General features: G+C 55.5%; 23 protein-coding genes and 1 riboswitch. Of the genes, 8 read left to right on the top strand and 15 right to left on the bottom strand.

The genetic code is table 11. The features are described 5' to 3' along the window. The first annotated feature begins 48 nt into the window (after positions 1-48). The 3 genes from mglB to mglC all read left to right on the top strand — a co-directional run bounded on the left by mglB (position 49) and on the right by mglC (position 3,663). Positions 49-1,044: a galactose/glucose ABC transporter substrate-binding protein MglB gene (gene mglB / locus IV493_RS05320; RefSeq protein ID WP_013358508.1), complete on the top strand. Its 996-nt coding sequence runs from the start codon at positions 49-51 to the stop codon at positions 1,042-1,044. A gap of 68 nt (positions 1,045-1,112) precedes the next feature. Continuing rightward, positions 1,113-2,633, top strand: coding sequence for a galactose/methyl galactoside ABC transporter ATP-binding protein MglA (gene mglA / locus IV493_RS05325; protein ID WP_013358507.1), 1,521 nt, complete (start codon positions 1,113-1,115; stop codon positions 2,631-2,633). A gap of 19 nt (positions 2,634-2,652) precedes the next feature. After that, positions 2,653-3,663, top strand: coding sequence for a galactose/methyl galactoside ABC transporter permease MglC (gene mglC, locus IV493_RS05330; RefSeq protein ID WP_013358506.1), 1,011 nt, complete (start codon positions 2,653-2,655; stop codon positions 3,661-3,663). A gap of 658 nt (positions 3,664-4,321) precedes the next feature. On the opposite strand, the gene sanA is transcribed toward mglC, so the two are convergent. From sanA to metG, 6 genes are all read right to left on the bottom strand, one after another. Beyond that, positions 4,322-5,041, bottom strand: a complete 720-nt coding sequence (gene sanA, locus IV493_RS05335; protein ID WP_013358504.1) for an outer membrane permeability protein SanA — start codon at positions 5,039-5,041, stop codon at positions 4,322-4,324. A gap of 135 nt (positions 5,042-5,176) precedes the next feature. Continuing rightward, positions 5,177-6,874: an NAD-dependent malic enzyme gene (locus IV493_RS05340; protein ID WP_013358503.1), complete on the bottom strand. Its 1,698-nt coding sequence runs from the start codon at positions 6,872-6,874 to the stop codon at positions 5,177-5,179. A gap of 269 nt (positions 6,875-7,143) precedes the next feature. Further along, positions 7,144-8,034 (bottom strand): cytidine deaminase, encoded by an 891-nt coding sequence (gene cdd / locus IV493_RS05345; protein WP_095706882.1) that lies wholly within the window; start codon positions 8,032-8,034, stop codon positions 7,144-7,146. A 120-nt stretch (positions 8,035-8,154) separates the two neighbouring features. Continuing rightward, a complete protein-coding gene (locus IV493_RS05350; RefSeq protein ID WP_095706883.1) occupies positions 8,155-8,847 on the bottom strand; it encodes a CidB/LrgB family autolysis modulator in 693 nt (230 codons plus the stop codon). Then, positions 8,840-9,232 (bottom strand): CidA/LrgA family protein, encoded by a 393-nt coding sequence (locus tag IV493_RS05355; RefSeq protein ID WP_095706884.1) that lies wholly within the window; start codon positions 9,230-9,232, stop codon positions 8,840-8,842. The genes IV493_RS05350 and IV493_RS05355 overlap by 8 nt, the downstream gene beginning before the upstream one ends. Before the next feature lie 228 nt (positions 9,233-9,460). Beyond that, a complete protein-coding gene (gene metG / locus IV493_RS05360) occupies positions 9,461-11,494 on the bottom strand; it encodes a methionine--tRNA ligase (protein ID WP_195857842.1) in 2,034 nt (677 codons plus the stop codon). Positions 11,495-11,671: 177 nt separating this feature from the next. Between metG and apbC the strand changes: the two genes are divergently transcribed. Beyond that, positions 11,672-12,784 carry an iron-sulfur cluster carrier protein ApbC gene (apbC, locus tag IV493_RS05365; RefSeq protein ID WP_195857843.1) on the top strand — a complete coding sequence of 371 codons (1,113 nt, stop codon included), beginning with the start codon at positions 11,672-11,674 and terminating at the stop codon, positions 12,782-12,784. On the opposite strand, the gene IV493_RS05370 is transcribed toward apbC, so the two are convergent. Continuing rightward, complete coding sequence (locus tag IV493_RS05370; protein WP_013358497.1) at positions 12,781-13,236, bottom strand: GNAT family N-acetyltransferase; 456 nt, start codon at positions 13,234-13,236, stop codon at positions 12,781-12,783. The genes apbC and IV493_RS05370 overlap by 4 nt on opposite strands. 234 nt (positions 13,237-13,470) lie before the next feature. Here IV493_RS05370 and ahpC point away from each other — a divergent pair, with 234 nt between their 5' ends. After that, positions 13,471-14,034, top strand: coding sequence for an alkyl hydroperoxide reductase subunit C (ahpC, locus tag IV493_RS05375; RefSeq protein ID WP_013358496.1), 564 nt, complete (start codon positions 13,471-13,473; stop codon positions 14,032-14,034). A 71-nt stretch (positions 14,035-14,105) separates the two neighbouring features. Beyond that, the gene (gene ahpF, locus IV493_RS05380; RefSeq protein ID WP_095706887.1) at positions 14,106-15,674 is read left to right on the top strand and encodes an alkyl hydroperoxide reductase subunit F; all 1,569 of its coding nucleotides are present in this window, start codon (positions 14,106-14,108) and stop codon (positions 15,672-15,674) included. 54 nt (positions 15,675-15,728) lie between these two features. Here ahpF and IV493_RS05385 read toward each other — a convergent pair whose 3' ends face one another. Both IV493_RS05385 and IV493_RS05390 read right to left on the bottom strand, forming a co-directional pair. Continuing rightward, complete coding sequence (locus tag IV493_RS05385) at positions 15,729-16,688, bottom strand: AEC family transporter (RefSeq protein WP_147789781.1); 960 nt, start codon at positions 16,686-16,688, stop codon at positions 15,729-15,731. Between the two features lie 97 nt (positions 16,689-16,785). Continuing rightward, the gene (locus tag IV493_RS05390; protein ID WP_013358493.1) at positions 16,786-16,983 is read right to left on the bottom strand and encodes a hypothetical protein; all 198 of its coding nucleotides are present in this window, start codon (positions 16,981-16,983) and stop codon (positions 16,786-16,788) included. Positions 16,984-17,281: 298 nt separating this feature from the next. Beyond that, positions 17,282-17,378: riboswitch (TPP riboswitch) on the top strand. 34 nt (positions 17,379-17,412) lie between these two features. Between IV493_RS05390 and thiM the strand changes: the two genes are divergently transcribed. Next, positions 17,413-18,210: a hydroxyethylthiazole kinase gene (gene thiM / locus IV493_RS05395; protein WP_195857844.1), complete on the top strand. Its 798-nt coding sequence runs from the start codon at positions 17,413-17,415 to the stop codon at positions 18,208-18,210. Beyond that, positions 18,197-18,997, top strand: coding sequence for a bifunctional hydroxymethylpyrimidine kinase/phosphomethylpyrimidine kinase (gene thiD, locus IV493_RS05400; protein ID WP_195857845.1), 801 nt, complete (start codon positions 18,197-18,199; stop codon positions 18,995-18,997). The genes thiM and thiD overlap by 14 nt, the downstream gene beginning before the upstream one ends. A 52-nt stretch (positions 18,998-19,049) precedes the next feature. On the opposite strand, the gene IV493_RS05405 is transcribed toward thiD, so the two are convergent. The 6 genes from IV493_RS05405 to yegS all read right to left on the bottom strand — a co-directional run bounded on the left by IV493_RS05405 (position 19,050) and on the right by yegS (position 26,318). Continuing rightward, positions 19,050-19,736, bottom strand: a complete 687-nt coding sequence (locus IV493_RS05405; RefSeq protein ID WP_095706891.1) for a GntR family transcriptional regulator — start codon at positions 19,734-19,736, stop codon at positions 19,050-19,052. A gap of 100 nt (positions 19,737-19,836) precedes the next feature. Further along, the gene (locus IV493_RS05410) at positions 19,837-21,297 is read right to left on the bottom strand and encodes a mannitol dehydrogenase family protein (protein ID WP_195857846.1); all 1,461 of its coding nucleotides are present in this window, start codon (positions 21,295-21,297) and stop codon (positions 19,837-19,839) included. A gap of 67 nt (positions 21,298-21,364) precedes the next feature. Next, positions 21,365-22,648 (bottom strand): MFS transporter, encoded by a 1,284-nt coding sequence (locus IV493_RS05415; protein WP_033733262.1) that lies wholly within the window; start codon positions 22,646-22,648, stop codon positions 21,365-21,367. 81 nt (positions 22,649-22,729) lie between these two features. After that, positions 22,730-23,740, bottom strand: coding sequence for a Zn-dependent oxidoreductase (locus IV493_RS05420; protein WP_195857847.1), 1,011 nt, complete (start codon positions 23,738-23,740; stop codon positions 22,730-22,732). Between the two features lie 10 nt (positions 23,741-23,750). Then, positions 23,751-24,965 (bottom strand): D-mannonate dehydratase ManD, encoded by a 1,215-nt coding sequence (manD, locus tag IV493_RS05425; RefSeq protein ID WP_195857848.1) that lies wholly within the window; start codon positions 24,963-24,965, stop codon positions 23,751-23,753. Between the two features lie 453 nt (positions 24,966-25,418). Continuing rightward, entirely contained in the window at positions 25,419-26,318 is a 900-nt protein-coding gene (yegS, locus tag IV493_RS05430) for a lipid kinase YegS (RefSeq protein ID WP_013358485.1), read from the bottom strand. Between the last annotated feature and the right edge of the window lie 216 nt (positions 26,319-26,534).

Genomic DNA, 26,534 nt, shown 5'->3' on the forward strand with positions numbered 1-26,534 from the left:
TTTGGCGTTAGCGCTAAAAAGACCCTGCATAATAAAACCGGAGATACCATGAATAAGAAGGTTTTCACGCTTACAGCACTGGTTGCCAGCATGATGTTTGGTGCAACCGCTCACGCAGCTGACACCCGTATCGGCGTGACCATTTACAAATATGATGACAACTTCATGTCAATGGTGCGCAAAGACATCGAGAAAGAAGCGAAAGCGATCGGTGGCGTACAGCTGCTGATGAATGACTCGCAGAACGACCAGTCCAAACAGAACGATCAGGTTGACGTGCTGATGGCAAAAGGCGTGAAAGCGCTGGCGATTAACCTGGTTGACCCGGCTGCCGCTGCCGTCATCGTAGACAAAGCGCGTGCCAACGAAGTGCCGGTAGTCTTCTTCAACAAAGAACCCAACGCCAAAGTGCTGGCCGGTTATGACAAAGCTTACTATGTCGGTACCGATTCCAAAGAGTCTGGCATCATTCAGGGTCAGCTGATCGAGAAGCACTGGAAAGCAACCCCAGCCTGGGATCTGAACAAAGATGGCACCATTCAGTTCGTCCTGCTAAAAGGCGAGCCGGGCCATCCGGATGCTGAAGCCCGTACTAAATATGTCATCGACACGCTGAACAAAGATGGTCTGAAGACACAGCAGTTAGCGATGGATACGGCGATGTGGGACACCGCACAGGCCAAAGATAAGATGGATGCGTGGCTGTCAGGCCCGAACGCGAAGAAAATTGAAGTCGTGATTGCCAACAACGATGCGATGGCGATGGGTGCCGTTGAAGCGCTGAAAGCGCACAACATGACCTCCATTCCGGTCTTCGGTGTCGATGCCCTGCCAGAAGCGCTGGCGCTGGTGAAATCCGGTGCGCTGGCCGGTACCGTGCTGAACGATGCGGAAAACCAGGCGAAAGCGACGCTGGATATTGCCAACAACCTGGCGAACGGCAAAGCGGCAACCGACGGAACGAACTTCAAGATGGTCGATAAGATCGTCCGCGTTCCTTACGTGCCGGTTGATAAAGAAAATCTGTCTCAGTTCTCGAAATAAGATTGATTACGGGCGCGACCGCTGTCGCGCCTTTTTTATGTCACCACCGTTTTTTAGCCAGGTAAAATATGGCCAGTGATAACACGACCGCGCAGCGAGAATATTTGCTGGAAATGACGAATGTTTCAAAATCATTTCCCGGCGTTAAAGCGTTAGATAATGTGAATTTAAAAGTGCGGCCTCACTCTGTTCATGCATTAATGGGCGAGAACGGTGCCGGGAAATCCACCTTATTAAAATGCCTGTTTGGTATTTATAAAAAAGATACCGGCAGTATCCTGTTTCAGGGTAAAGAGATTGACTATAAAAGCTCTAAAGAGGCGCTGGAAAATGGCGTATCGATGGTGCATCAGGAATTAAACCTGGTTCTGCAGCGTACCGTGATGGACAACATGTGGCTGGGGCGTTATCCGCGCAAAGGCTTCTTTGTCGATCAGGATAAAATGTACCAGGACACCAAAGCGATTTTTGACGAGCTGGATATCGATATCGATCCGCGCGACAAAGTGGCTAATCTTTCTGTGTCGCAGATGCAGATGATTGAAATTGCCAAAGCGTTCTCCTACGACGCGAAAATTGTGATTATGGATGAGCCAACTTCCTCGTTAACCGAGAAAGAGGTGAATCACCTGTTCACGATTATTCGTAAGCTGAAAGATCGCGGCTGCGGTATTGTTTATATTTCGCACAAGATGGAAGAGATTTTCCAGCTGTGTGATGAGATCACAATTCTGCGTGATGGGCAGTGGATCACCTCTCAGCCGCTGGAAGGGCTGGATATGGATAAGATCATCGCCATGATGGTCGGCCGTTCACTGAACCAGCGTTTCCCTGACCGTACCAACGTGCCAGGCGAGACGATTCTTGAGGTGCGTAATCTGACGTCACTGCGTCAGCCATCGATTCGCGACATCTCATTTGATTTGCGTAAAGGGGAGATACTCGGCATTGCCGGGCTGGTGGGCGCTAAACGTACAGATATCGTCGAAACGCTGTTTGGCATTCGCGAGAAATCGGGCGGCACCATTAAACTGCATGGCAAACCGATTAATAATCACAGCGCCAATGAAGCGATTAACCACGGTTTTGCGCTGGTGACTGAAGAGCGGCGTTCAACTGGTATTTATGCTTACCTGGATATTGGTTTTAACTCGCTTATTTCCAATATTAAAAAATATAAAAACAGTATGGGACTGCTGGATAATAAACGCATGAAGAGTGATACCCAATGGGTTATCGATTCAATGCGCGTAAAAACGCCAGGTCATCATACACAAATTGGTTCGCTTTCGGGCGGTAACCAGCAAAAAGTGATTATTGGCCGCTGGTTATTGACCCAGCCTGAAATCCTGATGCTTGATGAACCAACTCGCGGTATTGATGTTGGTGCGAAATTCGAAATTTACCAGCTGATTGCTGAGCTGGCGAAAAGAGAAAAAGGCATCATTATTATCTCATCCGAAATGCCGGAGCTGTTAGGCATTACCGATCGTATTCTGGTAATGAGTAATGGTCTGGTAGCAGGCATAGTTGATACCAAAACGACCACGCAGAACGAAATATTGCGTTTAGCGTCATTACACCTTTAATGAAGCAAGGGCTGTTAACATGAAAGCGACTACAAAAAAGAATGCGCTAACCTGGTTAAAAGAGGGCGGCATTTATGTCGTTCTGCTGGTATTGCTGGCTATTATTATTTTCCAGGACCCGACATTTTTAAGTTTAATGAACCTGAGTAATATTCTGACCCAATCTTCGGTGCGCATTATTATTGCACTGGGTGTGGCGGGTCTGATTGTGACCCAGGGTACTGACCTGTCAGCCGGACGTCAGGTCGGCTTAGCGGCGGTCGTTGCCGCAACGCTGTTGCAGGCGATGGATAACGCGAACAAAGTCTTCCCGACGCTGGATACGGTGCCGATTCCACTGGTTATCCTGACCGTGTGCATCATCGGCGGTGTGATTGGTCTGGTCAACGGTGTGATTATTGCTTACCTGAAAGTAACGCCATTTATCACCACGCTGGGCACCATGATTATCGTTTACGGTATCAACTCACTCTATTACGACTTTGTGGGTGCCTCGCCGATTGCCGGTTTTGATGCAGGGTTCTCGAAATTTACCCAGGGCTTCTTACGCTTTGGTGATTTTAAACTCTCATTCATCACGTTCTATGCCGTGATTGCCATTATTTTTGTCTGGATTCTGTGGAACAAAACCCGCTTCGGTAAAAACATTTTTGCTATTGGCGGTAACCCTGAAGCGGCGAAAGTGTCAGGCGTGAACGTGCCTTTGAACCTGATCATGATTTATGCCCTGTCAGGTGTGTTCTACGCCTTTGGCGGGATGCTTGAAGCCGGTCGTATCGGTTCTGCCACCAATAACCTCGGCTTTATGTATGAGCTGGATGCAATTGCGGCCTGTGTGGTCGGCGGCGTCTCCTTCGCCGGTGGTGTGGGTAGTGTGGCGGGTGTCGTCACCGGTGTGCTGATCTTCACCGTTATCAACTACGGTCTGACCTATATCGGCGTCAACCCATACTGGCAGTACATCATTAAGGGCGGCATCATCATCTTCGCCGTGGCGCTGGATTCACTGAAATATTCACGTAAGAAGTAAGACTGATTCAACGCTAAAAAAGCGACCTTCGGGTCGCTTTTTTTATGGGGGTGAGTGCTGGGAGCGTTGATTTGAGACGGAGTATGCGAAGGGAACACGGTCAGATCGAAAAGACGCAAAATCTGTTATCCGTTACATGCCCGGCCTATAACATCCCTGGCGTAGGGAGCTTTTAATGGGATAAGTGCTGGAGTTGCTGCTTTGATACGGAGTATGCGCAGGGAACACGGTCAGATCGGAAAGACGCAAAAGCCGCCATCCATGGCACGCTCGGCCCGCGCCGTCCCTGGCGCGGGACGCTTTCCTCTTCTGACCGTGTTCCCTGCGCTTCAGGCTTTTTTATTGCTGTTAGATTCGCCTAAGCCTCAGGGAATTCAAACAGACGACTCACCCACTTAAAACGATGGGAGCGTACGCCTGCAGCAAAGCATCGCGGGCCATGGACAAAAACGCCGGGAGCGTTTTTGAACAACGCAAAGCGTTGGCACGTTTACGGGCGCACCTCAGGGATGAGGTGCGTAATCGCCCGCGCTGAGCCTGCCAGGGATGGCGTCTTTTGCGTCTTTGCGAAAGGCGTAAGCTCCCTGAGTCTTGTACCTTGCTGCCAGACTGCAGCTCAGCGCATATAACAGAGTTTCATTAAACCGCTGAACGTCAGCTATTTCCGCAGCTTCTGTTCCAGCTCCAGCAGCTGCTCTGGCGTCACCGCCGGGTAACTCTGTGCATCCTCAGGAACATCGTGTACGGCGGGAATCGGCACCAGCGGGCCTAAGAAACGGGGTTCACGCTTGAGCAGGAAGAGATCCGCCAGTGCGCCCAGCCGGGCACCCACTTCACGGAAGCGCACGCTCAGCATGTTTTTCGGTGAAGGTACCGCATAACACTGCGCCTGAATACCCAGCTGCAGGGCGATAAACAGCGCGCGCTCACAGTGGAAGCGTTGCGTGATAATAATGAAGTCGTTGGTATCAAACACTTTGCGGGTGCGCACAATCGAATCCAGCGTCCGGAACCCGGCATAATCGAGCACGATATCAGCTGGATCAACACCAGCTTTGATAAGATCGCGGCGCATCGTCATCGGCTCGTTATAGCTTTGCAGCGCGTTATCACCGCTGAGCAGCAGATAATTCACCTTGCCGCTGTTATAGGCATTCAGCGCACCCTGCATACGATAGAGGTAATACTGATTAATGACGCCGGTACGATAATATTTAGCTGTACCCAGTACCACGCCCACCTGACGATGCGGCAATGAGGCAACATTTTCGTAGATAAAAGGCGCAGTTTTCCAGCTGATCCAGCGATCAAGGCCGAGCGCCGTTGCCACCATTAGTAAGATGATGAAAAGCAGACCAATGAGAACGCGTTTCAGCATGCGCCTGGAGACTCGATGTCAGAATGTTGAGATGGGACAAGGCTACTTGAGCAGCCGCAGCGAAGCAAGTTACTGCCGGCTGGCTGTACTCTTTTTGAACACTGCCGGATCAAGGGCGATCCGGCAGCGGGAAGATTAAATTGAGGTACGACGATAGTGACGATACTGCGGCAGCCAGAAGTTGTTGGCGATAGCCTGTGACAACACATCTTCAGAGGTCACCACGGCGACACCGGCCAGCTGAGCGGCTTTACCCACTTCCATCGCAATGATTTTCGACACGCCCTGAATATCTTTAATCTCAGGCAGCACCGGGCCTTCGCCTTCGTTCACCAGCGGAGAGCAGTCGGCGAGCGCGCGGCTGGCGGTCATCAGCATCGTATCGGTAACACGGCTGGCACCTGCGGCAATCACACCCAGACCAATGCCCGGGAAGATGTACGAGTTATTGCACTGTGCAATCGGGTAAGTTTTACCGTTCCAGCTCACCGGCGAGAACGGGCTGCCGGTTGCGACCAGCGCAGCACCGTCAGTCCAGGCGATAATATCGGCTGGCGTCGCTTCCACGCGTGATGTCGGGTTCGACAGCGGCATCACGATAGGGCGCTTACAGTGCTTGTGCATCTCACGGATGATCTCTTCGGTGAACAGGCCCGGCTGGCCGGAAACACCAATCAGAATATCGGGCTGCGCATTACGCACCACATCCAGCAGCGAGATTGCATCATTGGTCACATCCCAGTGCTGCAGGCTTTCGCTCTTCTGCACCAGCTTGCTCTGGAAATCGAGCAGGTTAGGCAGCTTGTCCGTCAGCAGACCAAAGCGATCCACCATCATCACCCGGCCACGGGCTTCCGCGTCGCTCAGGCCTTCTGATTTCATCTGCGCGATGATCTGTTCAGCGATACCACAACCCGCAGAACCGGCACCCAGGAACACCACTTTCTGCTCGCACAGGCGGCTACCGGCTGCGCGGCTGGCGGCAATCAGCGTGCCGACAGTAACGGCGGCGGTGCCCTGAATATCATCGTTAAAGCAGCAGACCTCATCGCGATAGCGGTTCAGCAGCGGCATGGCGTTCTTCTGGGCAAAATCTTCAAACTGCAACAGTACTTTCGGCCAGCGGCGCTTAACGGCCTGAATAAATTCGTTCACGAACTCGTCGTACTCTTCGCCAGTAATGCGCGGATGACGCCAGCCCATATAGAGCGGATCGTTCAGCAACTGCTGGTTATTGGTGCCGACATCCAGCACCACCGGCAGGGTGTAAGCCGGGCTGATGCCGCCACAGGCGGTATAGAGTGACAGCTTACCAATCGGGATACCCATCCCACCGATGCCCTGATCGCCCAGGCCCAGGATGCGCTCGCCATCGGTCACCACAATCACCTTCACATTCTGCTTGGTGGCGTTTTGCAGCATATCTTCGATGCGGTCGCGGTTTGGGTAGGAGATGAATACGCCACGCGCACGACGGTAGATTTCAGAGAAGTGTTCGCAGGCTGCGCCGACGGTGGGGGTATAGATGATGGGCATCATCTCTTCGAGATGGTTATCCAGCAGGCGATAGAACAGCGTTTCGTTGGTGTCCTGGATGTTACGCAGGTAGACATGCTTATCGTTATTGTTTTTGAAGTCCTGGAACTGACGCCAGGCACGCTGCGCCTGCTCTTCAATTGATTCCACCGCTTCTGGCAGCAGACCGTTGAGGTTGAATTCGTTACGTTCTTCGATGCTAAAGGCGCTGCCTTTGTTCAGCAGGGGGAATTCCAGCAAAATCGGGCCAGCATAAGGGATATACAGCGGGCGTTTACTTTCGTAGTCGAGTTCCATGCGGTAATGCTCCGGTTGCAGTGTTGTCTGGCGTCACGCCGGAAAGGTAGCGCCAGTTTTCTCACCCGTTATAGCTCAGACTGCAGGTCCGGCAGCGGCAGGGTAACCGCTGCAGAAACAGTCACGACCGTGCTGCTATCCTGCAACCTGAATTATTCAGAGTAATTTGTAATGACGTGAATTCTGGCGCCAGATCCTATGAAATTTCCCACAGAAGTACAGCGTTTGTTAATAAAAGCTCACAAAACTGTGGCCTCTCTGACAGCGGGTTATGCTTTGTTCAGCGTCACCTGCAGCAGCTCACCGCAACCAAATGTCTCAAGCGTCGCCTGCGTGGCGGCGAACTGGCTTAACGTGGCATTTTCTACTTCGGCTAAAACCGCTTTTTTTATCTGACGAACATCGCCGCCCTGCATGTTCAGCAGGACCAGTGCTGCCTGAAGCGGTGGGAAGCTCGGGTTAAACGCAGCATTTTCCGCATAACGACCAGCCACAATCTTGTCATCCGTGGTGAGCAGCGCAACACCCGCATGGGACTGGCTGTAGGGCGCGTGGCTGGCATTGGCGGCGGCAACCGCAGCCTGCACCAGCTCATCACCTTCGGCCACATAGCCGTGATCCACCTCGTCCATCAGGAAGGTCGTGATGTCGAGATCGCGCGGGCCAAAGGCATCCGGCAGATAATCGGCCAAGGTGCTGATTGCACGCTGCGGCAGGCTGATGCGAATGCTGGTGCCGCTGTTCAGTTCATTCATAAACTGACGGCAGTGACCGCACGGCGTGTAGTTCACGGTGATGGTCTCAAGCTGGCGCTCACCGCGCAGCCATGCATGAGTAATGGCGCTCTGCTCAGCGTGAACCGTCTGCTGCATCGGCGTGCCGACAAATTCCATGTTAGCCCCGAAGTACCAGTTGCCGCTCACGCCACGGGCAATCGCCCCGACGTTGAAATGGGAGACGGTGGCAACGGCGCAGGACGCCGCCAGCGGCAGCAGCGTCAGCGCCAGCGTATCGGCATCCATCTGCGTCTGCTGCTGCAGTGCGGCGACCTGGTCGGCGCTGAGCACCGCGTGAAAATTGGGATCGTCCAGCAGGGGAGCGAGTGCAGTTTGCAGCGTTGACGGCAATGCCTCAAAAGCAGAGAGGAAACGGGAATGCATGTGAGCCTCATTAAATTCAGCAGGGTGATGTGCCAGTCACCGGTTTATATGTGATCCACATCGCTCTGACAATGTAACCTGTGTTGCATGTTTCAACTTTGCGAGATCTCTCGCAAACTTTCAGCCAAACCAGTGCATCAGCAGCGGAAAAATAAAGGGTGCCAGCAGGGAGGTGATGATGCCGCAGATCACCAGCGCCAGAGAGCTGAATGCCCCTTCCTGATAGTCAAGTTCCGCGGCGCGCGCGGTGCCCAGCGCATGCGACGCATTGCCAATTGCCAGTCCACGCGCCGCTTTCGATTTCACGCCCAGCAGATTCAGCACCGTGTGTCCGAATACCGCCCCCAGTACACCCGCAATCAGCACGCAGATAGCGCTGATGGCGGGGATGCCGTGCAGCGAGCCGGAGACGGCCATCGCGATGGGCGTGGTCACGGATTTAGGCACGATGGTGGCGGCAATTTCGGGTGTGGCACCCATCCACAGGGCAATGGCGGTGCCTGAGATCATGGCGGTCAGGCTGCCGATAAAGCAGACGCCAATAATCGATTTCCAGCGGGCGCGGATCTGATGCATCTGCTCATACAGCGGCAGTGCCAGCGCCACCACCGCCGGTTGCAGCAGCTGATTAAGAATCTGGCTACCGGCGAAATAGCGCGAGTAAGGAAGCTGCAACAGCAGCAGTATCGGGATAATGATCGCCATCGCGACCAGCAGCGGATTAAGTAGCGAGATTTTCAGCCGTATCGCCAGCTTGCGCGCCAGAAAAAAGGCCGCCAGCGTCAGTGGCAGTGACCACCATATGTCACTCATCGGCTGACTCTCCGGCCGGACGGCGGCTGTGAAGCTGGTGGGCGCTGACGCCGACAATAGAGAGCACCAGGAAAGTACTGACCACACAGGAGACAACAATCGGGCCAAACTGTGCGGTGAGGATATCGGTGTAGCTCATCACCCCGACGCTGATTGGCACAAACAGCAGCGCCATATAGCGAATCAGCAGATGACAGCCCGGTTTTACCCAACTGACCGGCAGGATTTGCGACGCCAGCAGGGCGAACAGAATGAGCATTCCCAGGATGCTGCCAGGCAGCTTAATGGGCAGCAGCGAAGCGATGCCGATACCAGCGTATAAGCAGAGATAAATGATGATAAAGGCGCGAAGATATTGTCCGCAGACAGACAGCACGGTGAGCATGGCAGGCTCCTGTTTTCACTGAGCTTCATCATACGCATTAACCGCTTAGCGTGCTAGCGATCACATTTATGCCGCGGAGTAGCAGCAACGGGCAAAGCGTTTCAGCACAAGGAAGCGGGGCAGTAGCGGTGAGAATGCGAAGCGGGGAAAATAACCCTTCGCGCCAGTGATACGGCGCGAAGGGTTCAGAACGGCACTGCGCTTAACCTTTTGAGCGTCGGCAGGCGATTACTTAACCGGCATACCCGGTACAGCACCGCTGTCGACGGAGAGTACGAACAGATCTTTGCCGCCCGGACCCGCTGACAGCACCATGCCTTCAGAGATACCAAAGCGCATTTTACGCGGCGCCAGGTTAGCCACGATAATGGTCATTTTACCGACCAGCACGGCGGGATCAGGATAGGCGGCACGAATACCTGAGAAGATCTGACGCTTCTCGCCGCCCAGGTCAAGTTGCAGACGCAGCAGCTTGTCCGAACCTTCCACCAGTTCCGCCTGCTCAATTAGCGCGACGCGCATATCGACTTTGGCGAAATCATCAATGGTGATGGTTTCACCGATCGGCGCATCGGCTAGCGGGCCCGTGGCGGCCGGTGAACTGGCGGCAGCGGCATCCTCTTTCGAAGCCTCAATCAGTCCTTCGACTTTCGCCATTTCAATGCGGCTGTAGAGCGCTTTGAACGGCGCAACCTGATGATCCAGCAGCGGCTGCGCAATTGCATCCCAGCTCAGTTCACAGTTGAGGAAGCCTTCTGCACGGGCGCTCAGTGATGGCAGTACCGGCTTCAGCCAGGTCATCAGAATGCGGAACAGGTTAATACCCATTGAGCAGATAGCCTGCAGATCGGCATCGCGGCCTTCCTGCTTCGCCACCACCCACGGAGCCTGTTCATCGACATAACGGTTCGCCAGGTCAGCCAGCGCCATGATTTCACGGATAGCACGGCTGTATTCGCGTGCTGCCCACGCGTCACCAATCTTTTCTGACGCATCAACGAAGGTCTGGTAGAGCGCCGGATCGGCCAGCTCTGCTGCCAGTTTGCCGTCAAAGCGTTTGGTGATAAAGCCCGCGTTACGTGACGCCAGGTTAACCACTTTGTTAACGATGTCAGCATTCACGCGCTGGACGAAATCTTCCAGATTCAGGTCGATATCGTCGATACGTGAAGAGAGTTTTGCCGCGTAGTAGTAACGCAGGCTGTCGGCATCCAGATGCTGCAGCCAGGTGCTGGCCTTAATAAAGGTGCCGCGCGACTTCGACATCTTGGCACCGTTGACGGTGACATAGCCGTGTACAAACAGGTTGTTTGGCTTGCGGAAGTTGCTGCCTTCCAGCATCGCTGGCCAGAACAGGCTGTGGAAGTAGACGATATCTTTACCGATGAAGTGATACAGCTCGGTCGTCGAGTCTTTACGCCAGAATTCGTCAAAGTCGATGTCGCCGCGCTTGTCGCACAGGTTTTTGAACGAGCCCATGTAACCGATAGGCGCATCCAGCCAGACGTAGAAATATTTGCCTGGCGCGTCCGGAATTTCAAAGCCGAAATAGGGCGCATCGCGGGAGATATCCCACTGCTGCAGGCCCGATTCAAACCACTCCTGCATCTTGTTCGCCACCTGATCCTGCAGCGCACCGGAGCGGATCCAGGCCTGCAGCATGGCGCTGAAAGACGGCAGATCAAAGAAGAAGTGCTCGGAGTCGCGCAGGACTGGCGTCGCACCGGATACCACTGATTTCGGATCGATCAGCTCGGTCGGGCTGTAGGTCGCGCTGCAGACTTCACAGTTGTCGCCATACTGGTCAGGCGATTTACATTTCGGGCAGGTGCCTTTCACAAAACGGTCCGGCAGGAACATCCCTTTTTCCGGATCGTAAAGCTGCGAGATGGTGCGGTTCTTAATAAAACCGTTCTCTTTCAGACGGCCGTAAATCAGTGCAGACAGCTCACGGTTTTCGTCGCCGTGAGTCGAATGATAGTTGTCATAGCTGACGTTGAAACCGGCAAAGTCGGCTTCATGCTCGCTTTTCATCTCTGCAATCATCTGCTCCGGTGCAATGCCTAGCTGCTGAGCTTTCAGCATGATCGGCGTGCCATGCGCATCATCGGCGCAGATGAAGTAAACCTGATTGCCACGCATTCGCTGATAACGCACCCAAATGTCTGCCTGGATATGCTCGAGCATGTGGCCGAGATGGATTGATCCGTTCGCGTAAGGCAGTGCGCACGTTACCAGAATTTTTTTAGCGACTTGAGTCATAGTTTGCGTAGCTTTCTGTTGATTGAAAAAACGGGCTTAGATGGTAACTGAAGGCTTCTCCTGCGTAAACACAAGGGATTCACCCCTGCCAGTCGCCGCAGATCCACGAGCATCTGATATCATTGACAATACATCGCTGAAACACAGCGTAAGCACAGCAGAAATAAGGAGCAGGGGATGACAGTACAATCCCGGGAACCGCATACGCCAGAGGGCCTGCGCGCCATCGTGGCCGGCGTATTGAGAAGCTTTGAGCATCCGACCCTTAAGCAGAATCTCACCGCCCTGAAGGCGTTGCATCATGTGGCGCAGCTGGATGGAACGCTGCATGTGGAACTGCTGATGCCGTTTGCCTGGGCCAGCGGGTTCGACGACCTTAAAGAGCAGGTCAGCGCCGACCTGCTGCGTCAGACCGGCGCCAGTGCCATCGACTGGCGGCTCAGCCACGATATTGCCACCCTGAAGCGGGTGAAAAACCAGCCGGGTGTGAACGGGGTTAAAAACATTATTGCAGTCAGCTCCGGCAAAGGCGGCGTCGGTAAATCCAGCACCGCCGTGAACATGGCGCTGGCGCTGGCAGCCGAAGGCGCACGGGTCGGGATTCTGGACGCCGATATCTATGGCCCGTCAGTGCCGAACATGCTCGGCACCCAGGATCAACGCCCGACCTCGCCGGATGGCACTCATATGGCACCGATCATGGCACACGGGCTAGCCACAAACTCCATCGGCTATCTGGTGACAGACGACAATGCGATGGTGTGGCGCGGGCCGATGGCCAGCAAAGCACTGATGCAGCTGCTGAATGAGACGATGTGGCCGGAGCTGGATTATCTGGTGCTGGATATGCCACCCGGCACCGGCGACATTCAGCTGACGCTGGCGCAGAACGTGCCGGTCACCGGCGCGCTGGTAGTGACCACGCCGCAGGACATCGCCCTGATTGATGCCCGCAAAGGGCTGGTGATGTTTGAAAAGGTCAATGTGCCGGTGCTCGGCGTGGTGGAAAACATGAGCCTGCATATCTGCAGTCAGTGTGGCTTCCACGAGCCCATCTTTGGCACCGGTGGCGCGCAGAAACTGGTGGAGGATTACCAGACGCAACTGCTGGCCCAGTTGCCGCTGCACATCGATTTGCGTGAAGATCTTGATGAAGGTGAACCGACGGTAATTCGCCGTCCCGACAGCGAATTTACCGCGCTCTATCGCCAGCTGGCCGGACGCGTTGCGGCTCAGCTTTACTGGCAGGGCGACGTGATCCCCGCCGACATCGCCTTCCGCGCGCTTTAAGCCCGACCCGACCCGCTGGCATAGTGTGAGGCCAGCGGGTAGTGCATCAACACGTAGCCGCCGTGCTCGCCTTCGCCCTGTGAAATCATCTTCCAGCCATGTTGCAGATAAAAGGCCTGCGCCGCTTTGTTCTTCTGCAGGCACTTCAGCGCACCGGTTGAGGTAAAGCGAGCTTCAACGGCTTCAAGTAAAGCGCTACCCACGCCCCGTCCCTGCCAGTCGGGATCGACATAAAGGCTGTGCAGGAAGTTGTCGTTTTCCAGCAGCCCCGCAAATCCGACGCGCTGTCCCTCAGCTTCCGCGACCAGAACGGTTTCCCCCAGAATGACCCCATCAAAATCTTCCAGCTGCCACTCGCTGCCGTCGAGCCAGCGCCAGTTGTGTCGCCGCGCCGCCAGAAACAGCGTACGCAGGAAAGGACGATCGGCTTCCGTAAACGGACGAATCTCCACAGGTCAGCTCCCTTATCATCTTGTCTTACAAAACTAGCAGTGATTCGCGAAGACGGGCGAAAAGATAAAGCGGGTTAAATGTCACGAAAATCGCTGTACACTGCCAGCCGGGCCAGAGAGCATCAGGCTCTCAGCGTTTGATAGCTTTCGTTTATCAGATTGATAACGACCGCGTATTAGATGTTGGCCCGAAAATTATGTAACCTGCATCACATATTTTAACGGAGGCCACAGATGTCTATTATCAATACCAAAATCAAGCCGTTCAAAAACGCAGCATTCAAAAACGGCGAATTCATCGACGTAACCGAGAAAGACGTTGAAGGTAAATGGAGTGTGTTCTTCTTCTATCCAGCTGACTTTACCTTCGTCTGCCCGACCGAACTGGGCGACGTGGCTGACCACTACGAAGAATTCCAGAAACTGGGCGTAGATATCTACTCCGTTTCTACCGACACCCACTTTACCCACAAAGCCTGGCACGGTTCTTCAGACACCATCGCGAAAATTCAGTACGCGATGATCGGTGACCCGACTGGCGCGCTGACCCGTAACTTCGAAATCATGCGTGAAGACGAAGGTCTGGCTGACCGTGGTACGTTCATCGTTGACCCGGAAGGCGTTATCCAGGCTATCGAAATCACTGCTGAAGGCATTGGCCGTGACGCCTCTGACCTGCTGCGCAAAGTGAAAGCGGCTCAGTACGTGGCTTCTCACCCAGGTGAAGTGTGCCCGGCTAAATGGAAAGAAGGTGATGCAACACTGGCTCCGTCCCTGGACCTGGTTGGCAAAATCTAATTCCGCTTCGCCCTTTCGATCATTCTCCAATCGGGTGCTGCGGCACCCGATTTTTTGACCAGGATATCACTATGCTCGACACAAATTTGAAGACGCAGCTCAAGGCCTACCTTGAGAAATTAACCAAACCTGTTGAGTTGATCGCCACCCTGGATGAGGGTGCAAAATCAACCGAGATCCGTGAACTGTTGGTTGATATCGCCGGCCTGTCTGACAAAGTCAGCTTCCGCGAAGAGAACGATCGTCAGGTGCGTAAGCCCTCATTTCTGATCACTAACCCAGGTTCGAACAGCGGCCCGCGTTTTGCCGGTTCTCCACTGGGTCACGAATTTACCTCACTGGTGCTGGCACTGTTACAGACCGGTGGACATCCGTCGAAAGAAGCACAGAGCCTGCTGGATCAGATCGCGGCGCTGGACAGTGACTTCCATTTCGAAACTTATTATTCACTCTCATGCCATAACTGCCCTGACGTGGTTCAGGCGCTGAACCTGATGGCGGTGATTAACCCGCGCATCAGCCATACCGCTATTGACGGTGGCCTGTTCCAGAATGAGATTCAGGAACGTAACGTGATGGGCGTGCCAGCGGTTTACCTCAACGGTAAAGAGTTTGGTCAGGGCCGCATGAGCCTGGCGGAAATCGTCAGCAAAGTAGACACCAACGCCGATAAACGCGCAGCGGAAGAGCTGAACAAGCGTGACGCCTACGAAGTCCTGATTATCGGCAGCGGCCCGGCGGGCGCAGCGGCAGCGGTCTACTCAGCACGTAAAGGTATCCGTACTGGTCTGCTGGGCGAGCGTTTTGGCGGCCAGGTGCTGGACACGGTGGATATCGAAAACTATATCTCCGTGCCAAAAACTGAAGGGGCAAAGCTGGCAGGTGCACTGCGCGCACACGTTGATGATTACAACGTGGACGTCATCGAAAGCCAGAGCGCCATCAAACTGATTCCGGCGGCGAAAGAGGGCGGACTGCACGCCATCGAGACCGCCTCCGGCGCAGTACTGAAATCACGCAGCATCATCCTGGCGACTGGCGCACGCTGGCGCAACATGGGTGTGCCGGGTGAAGAAGAGTACCGCACCAAAGGCGTCACCTACTGCCCGCACTGCGATGGCCCACTGTTCAAAGGCAAGCGCACGGCGGTAATCGGCGGCGGTAACTCCGGTGTTGAAGCGGCCATTGACCTGGCGGGTATCGTTGAACACGTTACGCTGCTGGAGTTTGCCGGTGAGATGCGTGCCGACCAGGTGCTGCAGGATAAACTGCGCAGTCTGAAGAACGTTGATGTGATCCTGAACGCGCAGACCACTGAAGTGAAAGGCGACGGCACCAAAGTGACCGGTCTGCACTATATTGACCGTACGACGCAGACCACCCACGAGCTGCCGCTCTCCGGTATCTTCGTTCAGATTGGTCTGCTGCCGAACACCCCATGGCTGGAAGGCGCGGTTGAGCGCAACAAAATGGGTGAGATCATCATCGACGGTAAATGCGAAACCAGCCTGAAAGGCGTATTCGCAGCGGGTGACTGCACCACCGTGCCGTACAAGCAGATCATCATCGCCAGCGGCGAAGGTGCCAAAGCCTCACTGAGCGCGTTTGATTATCTGATCCGCACTAAGTCTGCTGAATAACGTTTCGTCAGCCAGACAACAGCCCTTCAGCATCCATGCTGAAGGGCTTTTTTATTAATAGCCCGCCAGCGTCATCAGCATCATCCATACTGGCGTCGTCACCGCCGCAAATATCGTAGAAAAGAGCATACTCGCCGCCGCCGGGCCAGGAATGACATTGAACTTCTGCGACATCAGATAGACGTTAACTCCGACCGCCATCGAGCCCAGCAATACCACCACTTTACTCTCCAGCGGCGGCAAGCCGGTCAGCCAGGCAATCGCCCATACCGTCATCGGCTGCAGTATCAGCTTCAGCAGGCAGATGGTATAGCTCTCTTTAAGTCCGTCCCGCACCCGATAGTGCGCCAGGCTCATGCCCAGCGTGACCAGCGACAGCGGCGCGGCCAGTGAAGCCAGCATCTTTAACGGTTCCGCGGCGAGCATTGGCAAAGGACGCTGCAGAAAACTCCAGGCCGTTCCGCTGAGAATGCCGATGATGAGTGGATTTTTTACCACCCCAATCAGAGTGCGCCAGACGCCTTCCAGCGAGAAGTTGCCCTGTTTTGCCCACTCGACCGAAACGGTGAGTAAGGTCCAGAGGATCAGGCTGTTAAACACCAGCACCAGCGCCACCGGGGGCAGGGCTTCTGGCCCGAGCAGCACCGTAGCTACCGGGATCCCCAGCATCACGTTATTGGAAAAGATGCCACCCAGCGCAAAGACCGAAGCCGCCACGCCATCCAGATTAAACAGCCTTGTTGCCAGCACTCTTCCCACGATAAAAACCAGCAGGCAACTGCCGAAGAAGGCCAGGAGCAGGCGCGCATCCACCGGCGGACTTTGCGAGAAGGTGCTCATCACCCGAAACAGCATGCAGGGCAGCGCGACGTTAAACACAAAACGGTTCATCCCTTCACTGATGCTGGCGGGCCATTTTCCGAGGCGCGTCAGGCAGTATCCCAGCAAAATCAGGATAAACAGCGGAGCTGACAGATAAATTTGATGGCTAAGGCTTTCAAACAGCAGTGGCATAGGGAGAGTCTGGTCAGACGATGATTAGTTACCAGACTAACAAATTGCTAACTAACTGTTAACTATAACGGTGTCCGGATTGAGCGCAGCAGGGACGCTAGCCTAACCAGCGGCGTGCCTGCTGGTCACTGATATCGCGATAATAGACGCGATGAATGATTTCGCCGCAGCCCGCACAGTGCGCGGAAATATAGGTGGAAAGATAAGATCTGCCATTTGGCGCGATAGCACCCCGACGTTCAATAATAATATCCTGCCATCGATGGCGGTGAGGAATAAGCGCTGATAATCGCATCATACATCCTGAATAGTATGAATTTCTGCTCCAGAAGTTTATTAACTCACTGAAATAAAGTGTTTTTTACGATGATGCTGCGGGCAGGTTAATTATTATAGGGTCACCAGAATCCCTGCGGGAAATATTACCCGTCAGGGTAATAAACAGGGCTACCTAGAAAGAGGTATCCCGATAACCCGCAGCATTAAGCCTTTTTTTGTACTGCTGAGAGTTGATCGGGATCATGTGAATTGTTTCAGTTCCGATTATTTTCCCGGCTTGCTTTAACGGTACGCCTTGCCTATGCTGCAAGCCGTAACACGACTCGGGGTGCCCTTCTTTGTGAAGGCTGAGAAATACCCGTATTACCTGATCTGGATAATGCCAGCGTAGGGAAGTCTGATGCCTGACCGCATTCGCCTTCTTGTTCGCCGGTTGGGAACAACGATGACACATCAATCTCAACACCTTTCTGCCGCGCACTTCGCGCCCGTTCTGCACACTTTCCGCCGTCAGTCACCGCTGGTGCACTGCATGACCAATGACGTGGTCCAGAATTTCACTGCCAACGTCCTGCTGGCACTCAATGCCTCACCGGCAATGGTGATCGATGCTGACGAAGCGGCACAGTTCAGCCGCTTTGCCGATGCGTTGCTGATTAACGTCGGCACCTTAACCCGTGAGCGTCAGCAGGCGATGCAGGCTGCCGTCACCGCCGCCAGTGAGGCGGGAACCCCCTGGACACTCGATCCGGTCGCCGTCGGCGCGCTGACGCTGCGCAGTGACTTCTGTCAGCAGCTGCTCAGCCAGCAACCGGCGGTGATCCGCGGTAATGCGTCAGAGATTCTGGCGCTGGCGCAGCAGGCCAGTGGCGGGCGCGGTGTTGATACGCTGCATCAGGCGGATGCAGCACTCGATGCGGCACAGCAACTCGCTGAGACCTGGCATTCGCTGGTCATTGTCACCGGCGAAGTGGACTATGCCACCGACGGTCAGCGAATCCTCGCCATCAGCGGCGGAAGCCCGTTAATGACGCGGGTGGTCGGGACCGGCTGCGCGCTCTCTGCCGTGGTCGCGGGATTCAGTGCTCTGCCGGGCGATCGGCTGATGAACGTGGCGGCCGCCTGTCAGGTCATGGCCCTGGCGGGGGGAAAGGCGGCGGCGCAGGCAGCCGGGCCGGGCAGCTTTGCCACCGCATTTATTGATGCACTCTGGATGCTGGAGGTGGAGCATGAAGCGCATTAATGCTCTGACGATAGCCGGTACCGATCCCAGCGGTGGCGCAGGCATTCAGGCCGATCTGAAAACCTTCTCCGCCCTGGGCGCCTACGGCACCAGTGTGATTACCGCACTGGTGGCGCAGAACACGCAGGGCGTGCAGTGGGTTTATCGCATTGAACCGAACTTTGTTGCCGCCCAGCTCGATTCGGTACTGGATGACGTGCGTATCGACAGCGCAAAAATCGGCATGCTTTCTGAAACGGCCATTGTGGAACAGGTTGCGGCCCGGCTGAGGCGTGCTGAGATCCCGTTTGTGGTGCTGGATACGGTGATGGTCGCGAAAAGTGGCGATGCGCTGCTCTCGCCAGACGCCGTGGCCAGCGTACGTGAGCAGTTATTACCGCAGGTGTCGCTCATCACGCCAAATCTGCCGGAAGCGGCGGCATTGCTGGATTGCGCTATCGCCACCGATGAGGCGGAGATGCGCGAGCAGGGACGGGCCTTGCTGGCACTTGGCTGTCAGGCGGTGCTGATGAAGGGTGGTCATCTGGCGGCAGCGGAGAGTCCGGACTGGCTGATTACTCACTCAGCAGAACAGCGATTCAGCACGCCACGCGTGCATACCCGTCATACCCATGGCACCGGCTGCACGCTGTCGGCCGCCTTAGCCGCGTTACGTCCGCGCCATGCTGACTGGGCAGAGACGATTGAGGAAGCCAAAAACTGGTTGCAGCAGGCGCTGTTAAAGGCGGATTCGCTGGAGGTCGGAAAGGGGATTGGACCGGTGCACCATTTTCACCAATGGTGGTAAAGGCGAAGGCCCGCATCGACCTGGTATTCAGGCAGTGCGGGCAGTTTCAGTTTCAGGGGGCTTCAAACCAGGCGCTGTTGCGCTCGGCAATCGGGGTGATTGAGAAGATCATCTCCTGCAGGTGACGGCGCATCGCTGCTTCGGCGGCATCGGCATCATGGCGCTTCAGCGCGGCAAAAATCTCTTCATGCTGCTCAATCAGCCTCTCCGGTGGTGAGACTTCACTCAGCGTCAGAAACCGCACCCGGTCCATTGCCGCTTTGATGTTTTCCACCGTCTCCCAGGCAAGCTTGCAGTCAATGCTTTCAGCGATCAGGCGATGAAACTCATCATCCAGAGTGAGGAAAGCCTGGCTGTCATGCCGTCCGGCGGCCATGCGCTGCAACTGCAGATTGTGTTCCAGCGCCATCAGAGCAGGATCGTCAATCTCCAACGCTGCCCGCCGCACTACCGACACTTCCACCGCCTCACGGATAAAACGGCCATCCGCGACACGCTTAGCGGAGATTTTGCGCACGAAGGTGCCGCGCTGCGGCAATACCTGTACCAGTCCGGCTTCAGCCAGCTTAATGAACGCTTCACGCACCGGCTGGCGCGAAACGTTGAAGCGTGCGGAGACCTCTTTTTCAGAGAGCAGCGAACCTGGCTGAATTGCGCAAGTGACAATATCTTTGCGCAGATAACGGTAAATCTGCTGATTTACCGGTTCGCTGGTAGTAATGGTATAGGCGATCGACATGCAGCAATATCCATATTACGGCTGGCATAGGCCAGCACGATGGGAAAGTGTCAGTCTAATCAGGGTACTGCGCCTGCGCCAGTGCTTTGTGACCGCAGCATTAGCTGCGGTTCAGGTACTGATGCACTGTAGCTCGTGCGCCCTGGGTGGTGAGTTGCTGATACCAGGCCGTCAGCCGGGCGACCACGTCGCCATTCTGCGCCAGATCCTCGCCGAAGACTTCGCGGATGGCGAGTAATGCCCGTACGCGAGGCTCACCCTCTTCGCTGGCGGCAACGCACTCTGCGAGCTGCGCTTTCATCGGGTCGCGGATTTCAATCGGCTGGCCCTGTTCATCAACGCCACCGACATAGCGCATCCAGCCCGCTACGCCCAGCAGCAGCAAATCGCAGTCACTGCCGTGCTGCAGGTGCCAGCGCAGGCTGTCGAGCATACGCTGTGGCAGTTTCTGTGTGCCGTCAGTGGCAATCTGTCCGGTGCGATGTTTAATCGCTCGGTTTTCATAACGAGCGATCAGCGAGTCGGCATAGGCATTGAGATCCACGCCCTGGGTCCGCAGTGTGGGTGCCTGCTCATCGATCATCAGGGAACGGGCGGCGGCACGGAAATGGGGATCGGCCATGCAGTCGCTGATGTACTCATAACCTGCCAGGAAGCCGAGGTACGCCAGGAAAGAGTGGCTGCCATTCAGCATGCGCAGTTTCATCTCTTCATAGGGCAGGACATCACTGACCAGTTCTGCGCCCGCCTTTTCCCACGCCGGACGACCATTGACGAAGTTATCTTCAATAACCCACTGGAAGAAGGGTTCCGCTTCAACCGCAACCGGGTCGCTGGAACCCAGGCGCGCGCTCAGGGCCGCAAACGCCGCATCGGTCATCGCCGGAACGATGCGATCCACCATGGTTGAGGGGAAGGTCATGTGCTGCTGAATGTACTCTGCCAGTTCCGGATCCTGCTGCCGGGCCAGTTGCACAATCACATTACGGGTGACGTGACCATTTTCCGGCATGTTGTCACAGGACATCACGCTGAAGGCAGGTAACCCCTGGTCACGGCGGCGGCGGATCGCGGCCAGAATAAGACCCGGTAGCGAGCGCGGCGCATCCGGATGCTGCAGATCATGGACGATATCGGGATGATCGGGATTTAAATTGCCACTGGCGGGCTGATGGCAGTAGCCTTTTTCAGTGACGGTCATGGAGACAATCGCCACTTCAGGCTGACTCATGGCGTTAATCACCGCCTCAATACCGTCACTTTTACCGTGCAGCGCCTGTGTGATGACACCAATCACCCGGGTATGCAGGGAATTATCGGCCACCTCTGTCAGGGTATAGAGCAGATGCTGCTCACGCAGGGCGTGAATCAGCGCGCCGCTGTTGAGGTTCACTTCGCAGTATCCCCAGTCGCTGCCCTGTTCAGCCAGCTTATCGCTGCAGAGTGCCTGATGGGCGCGATGAAACGCACCAAAACCGATATGCACCATGCGGGTTTTTAACTGGCTGCGGTCGTAAGCGGGGCGCCGGACCTCAGCGGGCAGGCGATCAATCTGTAACATAGTCCGTCCTTATGGCAAACGGGGCGCAAAGCGCCCCAAAATCATCATTCTGTTAGCGGAACAACACTCAGACCGAAACCGGTTTATCCTCAGGTTTTGGACTGCGAATCACAAACAGCACCAGGAAAGCCCCCAGCGCGGCGACACAACCCGCCAGGATAAAGGCGCTATCGAACTTACCGGTGTGCTGAACAATAAAGCCGGTGACGATCGGCCCGATGATGCCGGAGAGGCTCCCCACCAGATGGATAAAACCGCTGATGCTGCCAATACGGCTCTTGTGCACCACATCCTGAATAATCGCCCAGTAGATCGCGCCGGTGATGTAGAGAAAGAAAATGGACACCGACATCATCATCACGGCGGGAACCACCTCTTTTATCGTACCCGCCAGTGCCACACAAATTGCGGCTGCCAGCAGTGAGACCACCAGCACAATTTTGCGGGACAACAACAGTTTGCCGGTGATATTAAAGATTCTGTCAGAGATCCAGCCACCCAGCGCCAGGCCAACGAAACCGACGATCCACGGGATCATGGTGGTGATGCTCATCGATTTGATATCCAGGCCGTGCGCCTGCACCAGATAGGCCGGGAACCAGCTCAGGAAGAAGAACAGGATGTAGTTGTAGCAGAAGAAGGCAAACGCCGTGACCAGGATAATCGGCTGGCGCAGGTAGTAACCAAACGGATGCGGCGTTTCAGACAGGTCGACCTCGTCATTCGGGCTGGTGGCTTTCAGGCGATCGATCAGCAGACGCTCTTTTTCGGTGACCAGTTTGCTTTTCGCCGGATTATCAGCGGCAAAGAAGAGCCAGAACGCCATCCATACCAGACCGATACAGCAGACGATCACAAAGGCCGGACGCCAGCCGTAGGCCAGGGCCAGATAGCCGATGATCGGACCGGCTACCGCGCCGCCCAGCGGTGATCCGGCACTTAGTAAGCCCATCGCCGTGGCGGCCTGCTTCTTCGGGAACCAGCCATTAATCGCCTTGTTAGCCGAAGAGCAGATCGGGCCTTCAGCCATGCCGAACAGCACTCGCAGGATCAGCAGCGACCAGAAGCCGGTAGCCAGCGCGGTCATACCGCAGAAAATGGACCAGGCACCCACGGCCACGGCCAGCACGATTTTGGGGCCATAGCGGTCAGTGGCGAGGCCACCGACAAAGTTAAACAGGGCGTAGCCGAAGAAGAAGCTGCCGAAGATCATGCCGAACTGCTCAGCATTAATCGCCAGATCTTTTTCAACCAGCGGCACGGTCAGAGACAGGGCAACACGATCGAGGTAATTGATCATGTAAACCAGGAACAGCAGCAAAACGAGGGTCCAGCGCAGATTCTTGAACATACAAACTCCGTGATCTGTTTTATCTTTTTAATTATGCCGGCGGGTACACACCGGCAGAGGACACCTGGTGTTCAGCGGGCATTAACCCATCTGAAGGATCACTTTGCAGCAGGTGCGCGGATCTTTTTCGAACAGGGTCATCGCGCGTTCAATCTCCTGCAGCGGGAAGTAGTGGGTGACCAGCTTCTCTGGCTGGATTAACCCCTTTTCCATCCATTCAATTACCTGCGGGAAGCGGTTGCTGTTAAGACGTGAGGTAAACAGCGACAGCTCTTTGCTGGTCAGGCTTTGCTGAGTAATGCTGCACGGTTCGCCGGAGAAGCCCAGCAGACCGATGCGCGCGGCCGGTGAGGCGAGGGCGGCGGCTTCTGCCAAAATGGAGGGATGGCAGGCCGCGTCGATAATCAGCGTGGGCTGCACGCCCTCAAGCTGAGCCGCTAACGGGATTTCGCTATTATCAAACAGCTGATCGGCACCGCTCTGCTCAGCCAGCGCCAGACGTTCCGGCAGGCGATCTACCACCATCACCTTTTTCACCTGATAGACGCCCATCAGCACCTGAATGGCGGTGAGCCCCATCGGGCCGGCGCCATAAATCAGCGCCACATCATCCGGCTGCGGCTTGAGAAACGCCGTGATGTTGGCTGCGATAGTGAAAGGCTCGATCAGGCTGGCGAGCTTATCGGGAATCGCGTCCGGCAGGTGCCAGGCATTTTTAGCCGGGGCCAGCGCATACTCGCTGAAGCCGCCGTCGCGGTGCACACCAATCACCTGCAGGGTGGTACAGACATTGGGACGGCCTACCGAGCAGGGATAGCAGTGACCGCAGCTTACCACCGGATCGACCGCGACGCGCTGGCCCAGTCGTGCCGCGTCGACACCGTCACCCACCGCATCGATCACGCCAAAAAATTCATGACCAATCACTCGCGGATATTTCGCGAACGGGTTATGACCGTGCCAGATATGCACGTCAGAGCCACAGATGCTGGCATAGGCCACTTTAACCCGGACTTCGCCCGCCGCGGGTTGTGGCAGTGGACGTTCAGCTAACACCAGTTCACCCGGCTGTTCAATCACTACGCTTTTCATGGGGTTCTCCTTACCAGTTCCACAGGGTGCCATCTTCAAGACGGGCGACCGGCAGATAGGCAGGTTCATAGGGATATTTCGCCGCCAGTTTCTCGTTGAAATCAATGCCGAGGCCCGGCTTGTCGCCTGGATGCATGTAGCCCTGGTCAAAGGTCCAGTTAGCATCAAACAGTTCCATCATCTGTTCGGAAAAGCCCATGTACTCCTGCACGCCGAAGTTCGGTACCCAGAGGTCAAAGTGCAGCGCAGCCGCCATGCAGACAGGGGAGAGATCCGAAGGACCGTGCGAGCCGGTACGCACCTGATAGAGTGACGCAAAATCAGCGATACGACGCATCCCGGTAATGCCGCCCGCGTGGGTGATAGTGGTGCGGATGTAGTCGATCAGCTGCTCTTCAATCAGCTGCTTACAATCCCAGATGCTGTTGAACACTTCGCCTACCGCAATCGGCGTGACGGTGTGCTGGCGAATCAGACGGAAGCATTCCTGATTCTCAGCAGGCGTCGGATCTTCCATCCAGAACAGACGATAATCTTCCACGCTTTTGCCGAAACGTGCCGCTTCAATCGGCGTCAGGCGATGGTGCATGTCATGCAGCAGATGCTCATCGAAACCAAACTTGTCGCGGATCGCCTCAAACAACTTTGGCGTGAAATCGAGGTATTTCTCGGTTGACCAGAGCTGCTCTTCCGGCCAGTTACCTTTGGTCGCAGGTTCGTAGGCCAGGCCTTTACCTTTTGCCATGCCGTAGGTGGTTTTCATGCCCGGTACGCCGCACTGCGCACGGATCGCTTTGAACCCCAGCTCTTTGTGCTTCGCATAGTCATCCATCACTTCATCGATGGAGTGGCCGGTGGTGTGGCAATAGACCATCACGCCGGTGCGTGAAGCGCCGCCCAGCAGCTGGTAGAGCGGCATGTTGGCGGCTTTACCTTTGATATCCCACAGCGCCATATCGACAGCCGAGATCGCAGACATGGTAACCGGGCCACGACGCCAGTAAGCGCCTTTATAGAAGTATTGCCAGATGTCTTCGATCTGATGCGCATCGCGGCCAATCAGCTGCGGGCAGACGTGATCTTTCAGGTAGGAGGCGACCGGCAGTTCTCGGCCATTCAGCGTGGCATCACCCACGCCGGTCAGCCCCTGATCGGTGGTGATCTTCACGGTAACAAAGTTTCTGCCTGCGCAGGTTACGAATACTTCCGCCTTAACAATTTTCATCCTGGTTGCCTTTCAGTCAGCGTTCAATGATGAAAAAGTACGCTGTTTAATACTACCATACAAGTTAGTCTGGCAGAGTTGTGAAGCCAGTCACAGACTGTTTCCTGGGGCGAAAGGGGGTAATGAACTGGCGTATTATTTGGCGACAAAAAGGGCGACGTGGTAGTAAAACGACGGGCGGCCAGCGTGAAAAAGGGGCTTTCGCCCTCTTAAGATTATTGACAGCGTCTGCCCCTGCTGGCTGTAAGACCCAGCCGACGAAGGGAACACAGTCAGATCGGAAAGTCGCAAAAGCCGCCATCCCTGGCATGCTCGGCCCATGTCGTCCCTGACGCGGGACGCTTTTCTCCTCTGCCCGTGTTCCCTACGCTTTAAGCTAATGCGTTGCTGCTAAATTCGTTCAGCTGTGAGTTTGTCAGAAATCTGAAGGGGCTTTCGCCCTCTGACCCATACTCAGGATAGGAGTTCACACTGCGGCGGCAGGCGACAGCTCAGCGCGCCCGCCATCACCTCAATCACGAATTCACGCCCGGAGAGCGGTTCACCATCCAGGTTAAAGGTCATCTCGTGTGGAGAGCGAATCGTCAGCGACTCCAGCTGCGTGGTGACGATGCCGGGGTTGTCATCGTCGCCGGTCAGCGAGTGCAGCAGCGTCGGCAGCAGCTCCTGCGCGGTGACAATACTGACGTCAAGCCGGCCATCGTTGATCAGCGCACCAGGGCATAAGCGCTGACCGCCGCCCGCCTGACGCCCGTTACCGATACCGATAACCAGTGCATCACCCTGCCAGGCGAAATCGGGACCGCTGATCTCGCAGGTATCAGGTTTCAGCGTATCCATGCGCATCAGGCCGTGAATAAAGTAGGAGACACCGCCCAGCGCCGATTTCAGCTTTTCCGGTGTTTCTGTGGTGATGCGAGTGCCAAATCCGCCCGTCGCCATATTGATGAAGTAGTGGCTCTGGTTCACTCTGGCCAGGTCGATGGCATGCGCTTTGCCCTGAATCGCCAGTCGCAGTGCCGGTTCCATCTCTTCCGGAATACCGACGCTGGTGGCAAAGTCGTTGGCAGTGCCCAGCGGCAGGATGCCCAGCACCGGGCGATGATCGGCATCTGATGCCGCCAGCGCAGTGGCAACCTCATTAATGGTGCCATCGCCGCCACCGGCTACGACGGTCTCCGCCTGCAGCGCAATCGCCTCTCTGACGTACCTGTCGCCATCGCCTTTTTCAAACGTGACACGCACCGCAATGTCGAAGCCTTCTTCACGCAGGGTGGTAATGGCTTCGCGCAGATCATCATTACCCGCGCCTTTCCCATTCAGGATGAGCAGCGTAAGCGGTTTATTGTCCATTTTGCGTTCCTTGAAGATCTACAGAGTAAGAAGGGAATGTATAGCACAGCTGCCAGCAGTAAATTATTGGCGAAAGAGAGAAAAAAGAAAACCCGCACGGGGGAGCCGGGCGGGTAAATGAGGTGGTTCCTGGTAAATCTGCCGTTTGTTGTTACTCGTTAGCAGCAGGCGGGACTATAAAGCAGCGCTGCGCAGGGGTCTGTGATCCTGTTCTGA

Source organism: Pantoea sp. SM3640, from assembly GCF_015654165.1.
In the GTDB taxonomy this organism is placed as follows: Bacteria; Pseudomonadota; Gammaproteobacteria; order Enterobacterales; family Enterobacteriaceae; genus Pantoea; species Pantoea vagans.

Bases quoted from the DNA above. Each gene is read 5' to 3' on its own strand.
- mglB (WP_013358508.1), top strand. From the start codon at position 49: ATGAATAAGAAGGTTTTCACGCTTACAGCACTGGTTGCCAGCATGATG.
- mglA (WP_013358507.1), top strand. From the start codon at position 1,113: ATGGCCAGTGATAACACGACCGCGCAGCGAGAATATTTGCTGGAAATG.
- mglC (WP_013358506.1), top strand. From the start codon at position 2,653: ATGAAAGCGACTACAAAAAAGAATGCGCTAACCTGGTTAAAAGAGGGC.
- sanA (WP_013358504.1), bottom strand. From the start codon at position 5,041: ATGCTGAAACGCGTTCTCATTGGTCTGCTTTTCATCATCTTACTAATG.
- IV493_RS05340 (WP_013358503.1), bottom strand. From the start codon at position 6,874: ATGGAACTCGACTACGAAAGTAAACGCCCGCTGTATATCCCTTATGCT.
- cdd (WP_095706882.1), bottom strand. From the start codon at position 8,034: ATGCATTCCCGTTTCCTCTCTGCTTTTGAGGCATTGCCGTCAACGCTG.
- IV493_RS05350 (WP_095706883.1), bottom strand. From the start codon at position 8,847: ATGAGTGACATATGGTGGTCACTGCCACTGACGCTGGCGGCCTTTTTT.
- IV493_RS05355 (WP_095706884.1), bottom strand. From the start codon at position 9,232: ATGCTCACCGTGCTGTCTGTCTGCGGACAATATCTTCGCGCCTTTATC.
- metG (WP_195857842.1), bottom strand. From the start codon at position 11,494: ATGACTCAAGTCGCTAAAAAAATTCTGGTAACGTGCGCACTGCCTTAC.
- apbC (WP_195857843.1), top strand. From the start codon at position 11,672: ATGACAGTACAATCCCGGGAACCGCATACGCCAGAGGGCCTGCGCGCC.
- ahpC (WP_013358496.1), top strand. From the start codon at position 13,471: ATGTCTATTATCAATACCAAAATCAAGCCGTTCAAAAACGCAGCATTC.
- ahpF (WP_095706887.1), top strand. From the start codon at position 14,106: ATGCTCGACACAAATTTGAAGACGCAGCTCAAGGCCTACCTTGAGAAA.
- IV493_RS05385 (WP_147789781.1), bottom strand. From the start codon at position 16,688: ATGCCACTGCTGTTTGAAAGCCTTAGCCATCAAATTTATCTGTCAGCT.
- IV493_RS05390 (WP_013358493.1), bottom strand. From the start codon at position 16,983: ATGCGATTATCAGCGCTTATTCCTCACCGCCATCGATGGCAGGATATT.
- thiM (WP_195857844.1), top strand. From the start codon at position 17,413: ATGACACATCAATCTCAACACCTTTCTGCCGCGCACTTCGCGCCCGTT.
- thiD (WP_195857845.1), top strand. From the start codon at position 18,197: ATGAAGCGCATTAATGCTCTGACGATAGCCGGTACCGATCCCAGCGGT.
- IV493_RS05405 (WP_095706891.1), bottom strand. From the start codon at position 19,736: ATGTCGATCGCCTATACCATTACTACCAGCGAACCGGTAAATCAGCAG.
- IV493_RS05410 (WP_195857846.1), bottom strand. From the start codon at position 21,297: ATGTTACAGATTGATCGCCTGCCCGCTGAGGTCCGGCGCCCCGCTTAC.
- IV493_RS05415 (WP_033733262.1), bottom strand. From the start codon at position 22,648: ATGTTCAAGAATCTGCGCTGGACCCTCGTTTTGCTGCTGTTCCTGGTT.
- IV493_RS05420 (WP_195857847.1), bottom strand. From the start codon at position 23,740: ATGAAAAGCGTAGTGATTGAACAGCCGGGTGAACTGGTGTTAGCTGAA.
- manD (WP_195857848.1), bottom strand. From the start codon at position 24,965: ATGAAAATTGTTAAGGCGGAAGTATTCGTAACCTGCGCAGGCAGAAAC.
- yegS (WP_013358485.1), bottom strand. From the start codon at position 26,318: ATGGACAATAAACCGCTTACGCTGCTCATCCTGAATGGGAAAGGCGCG.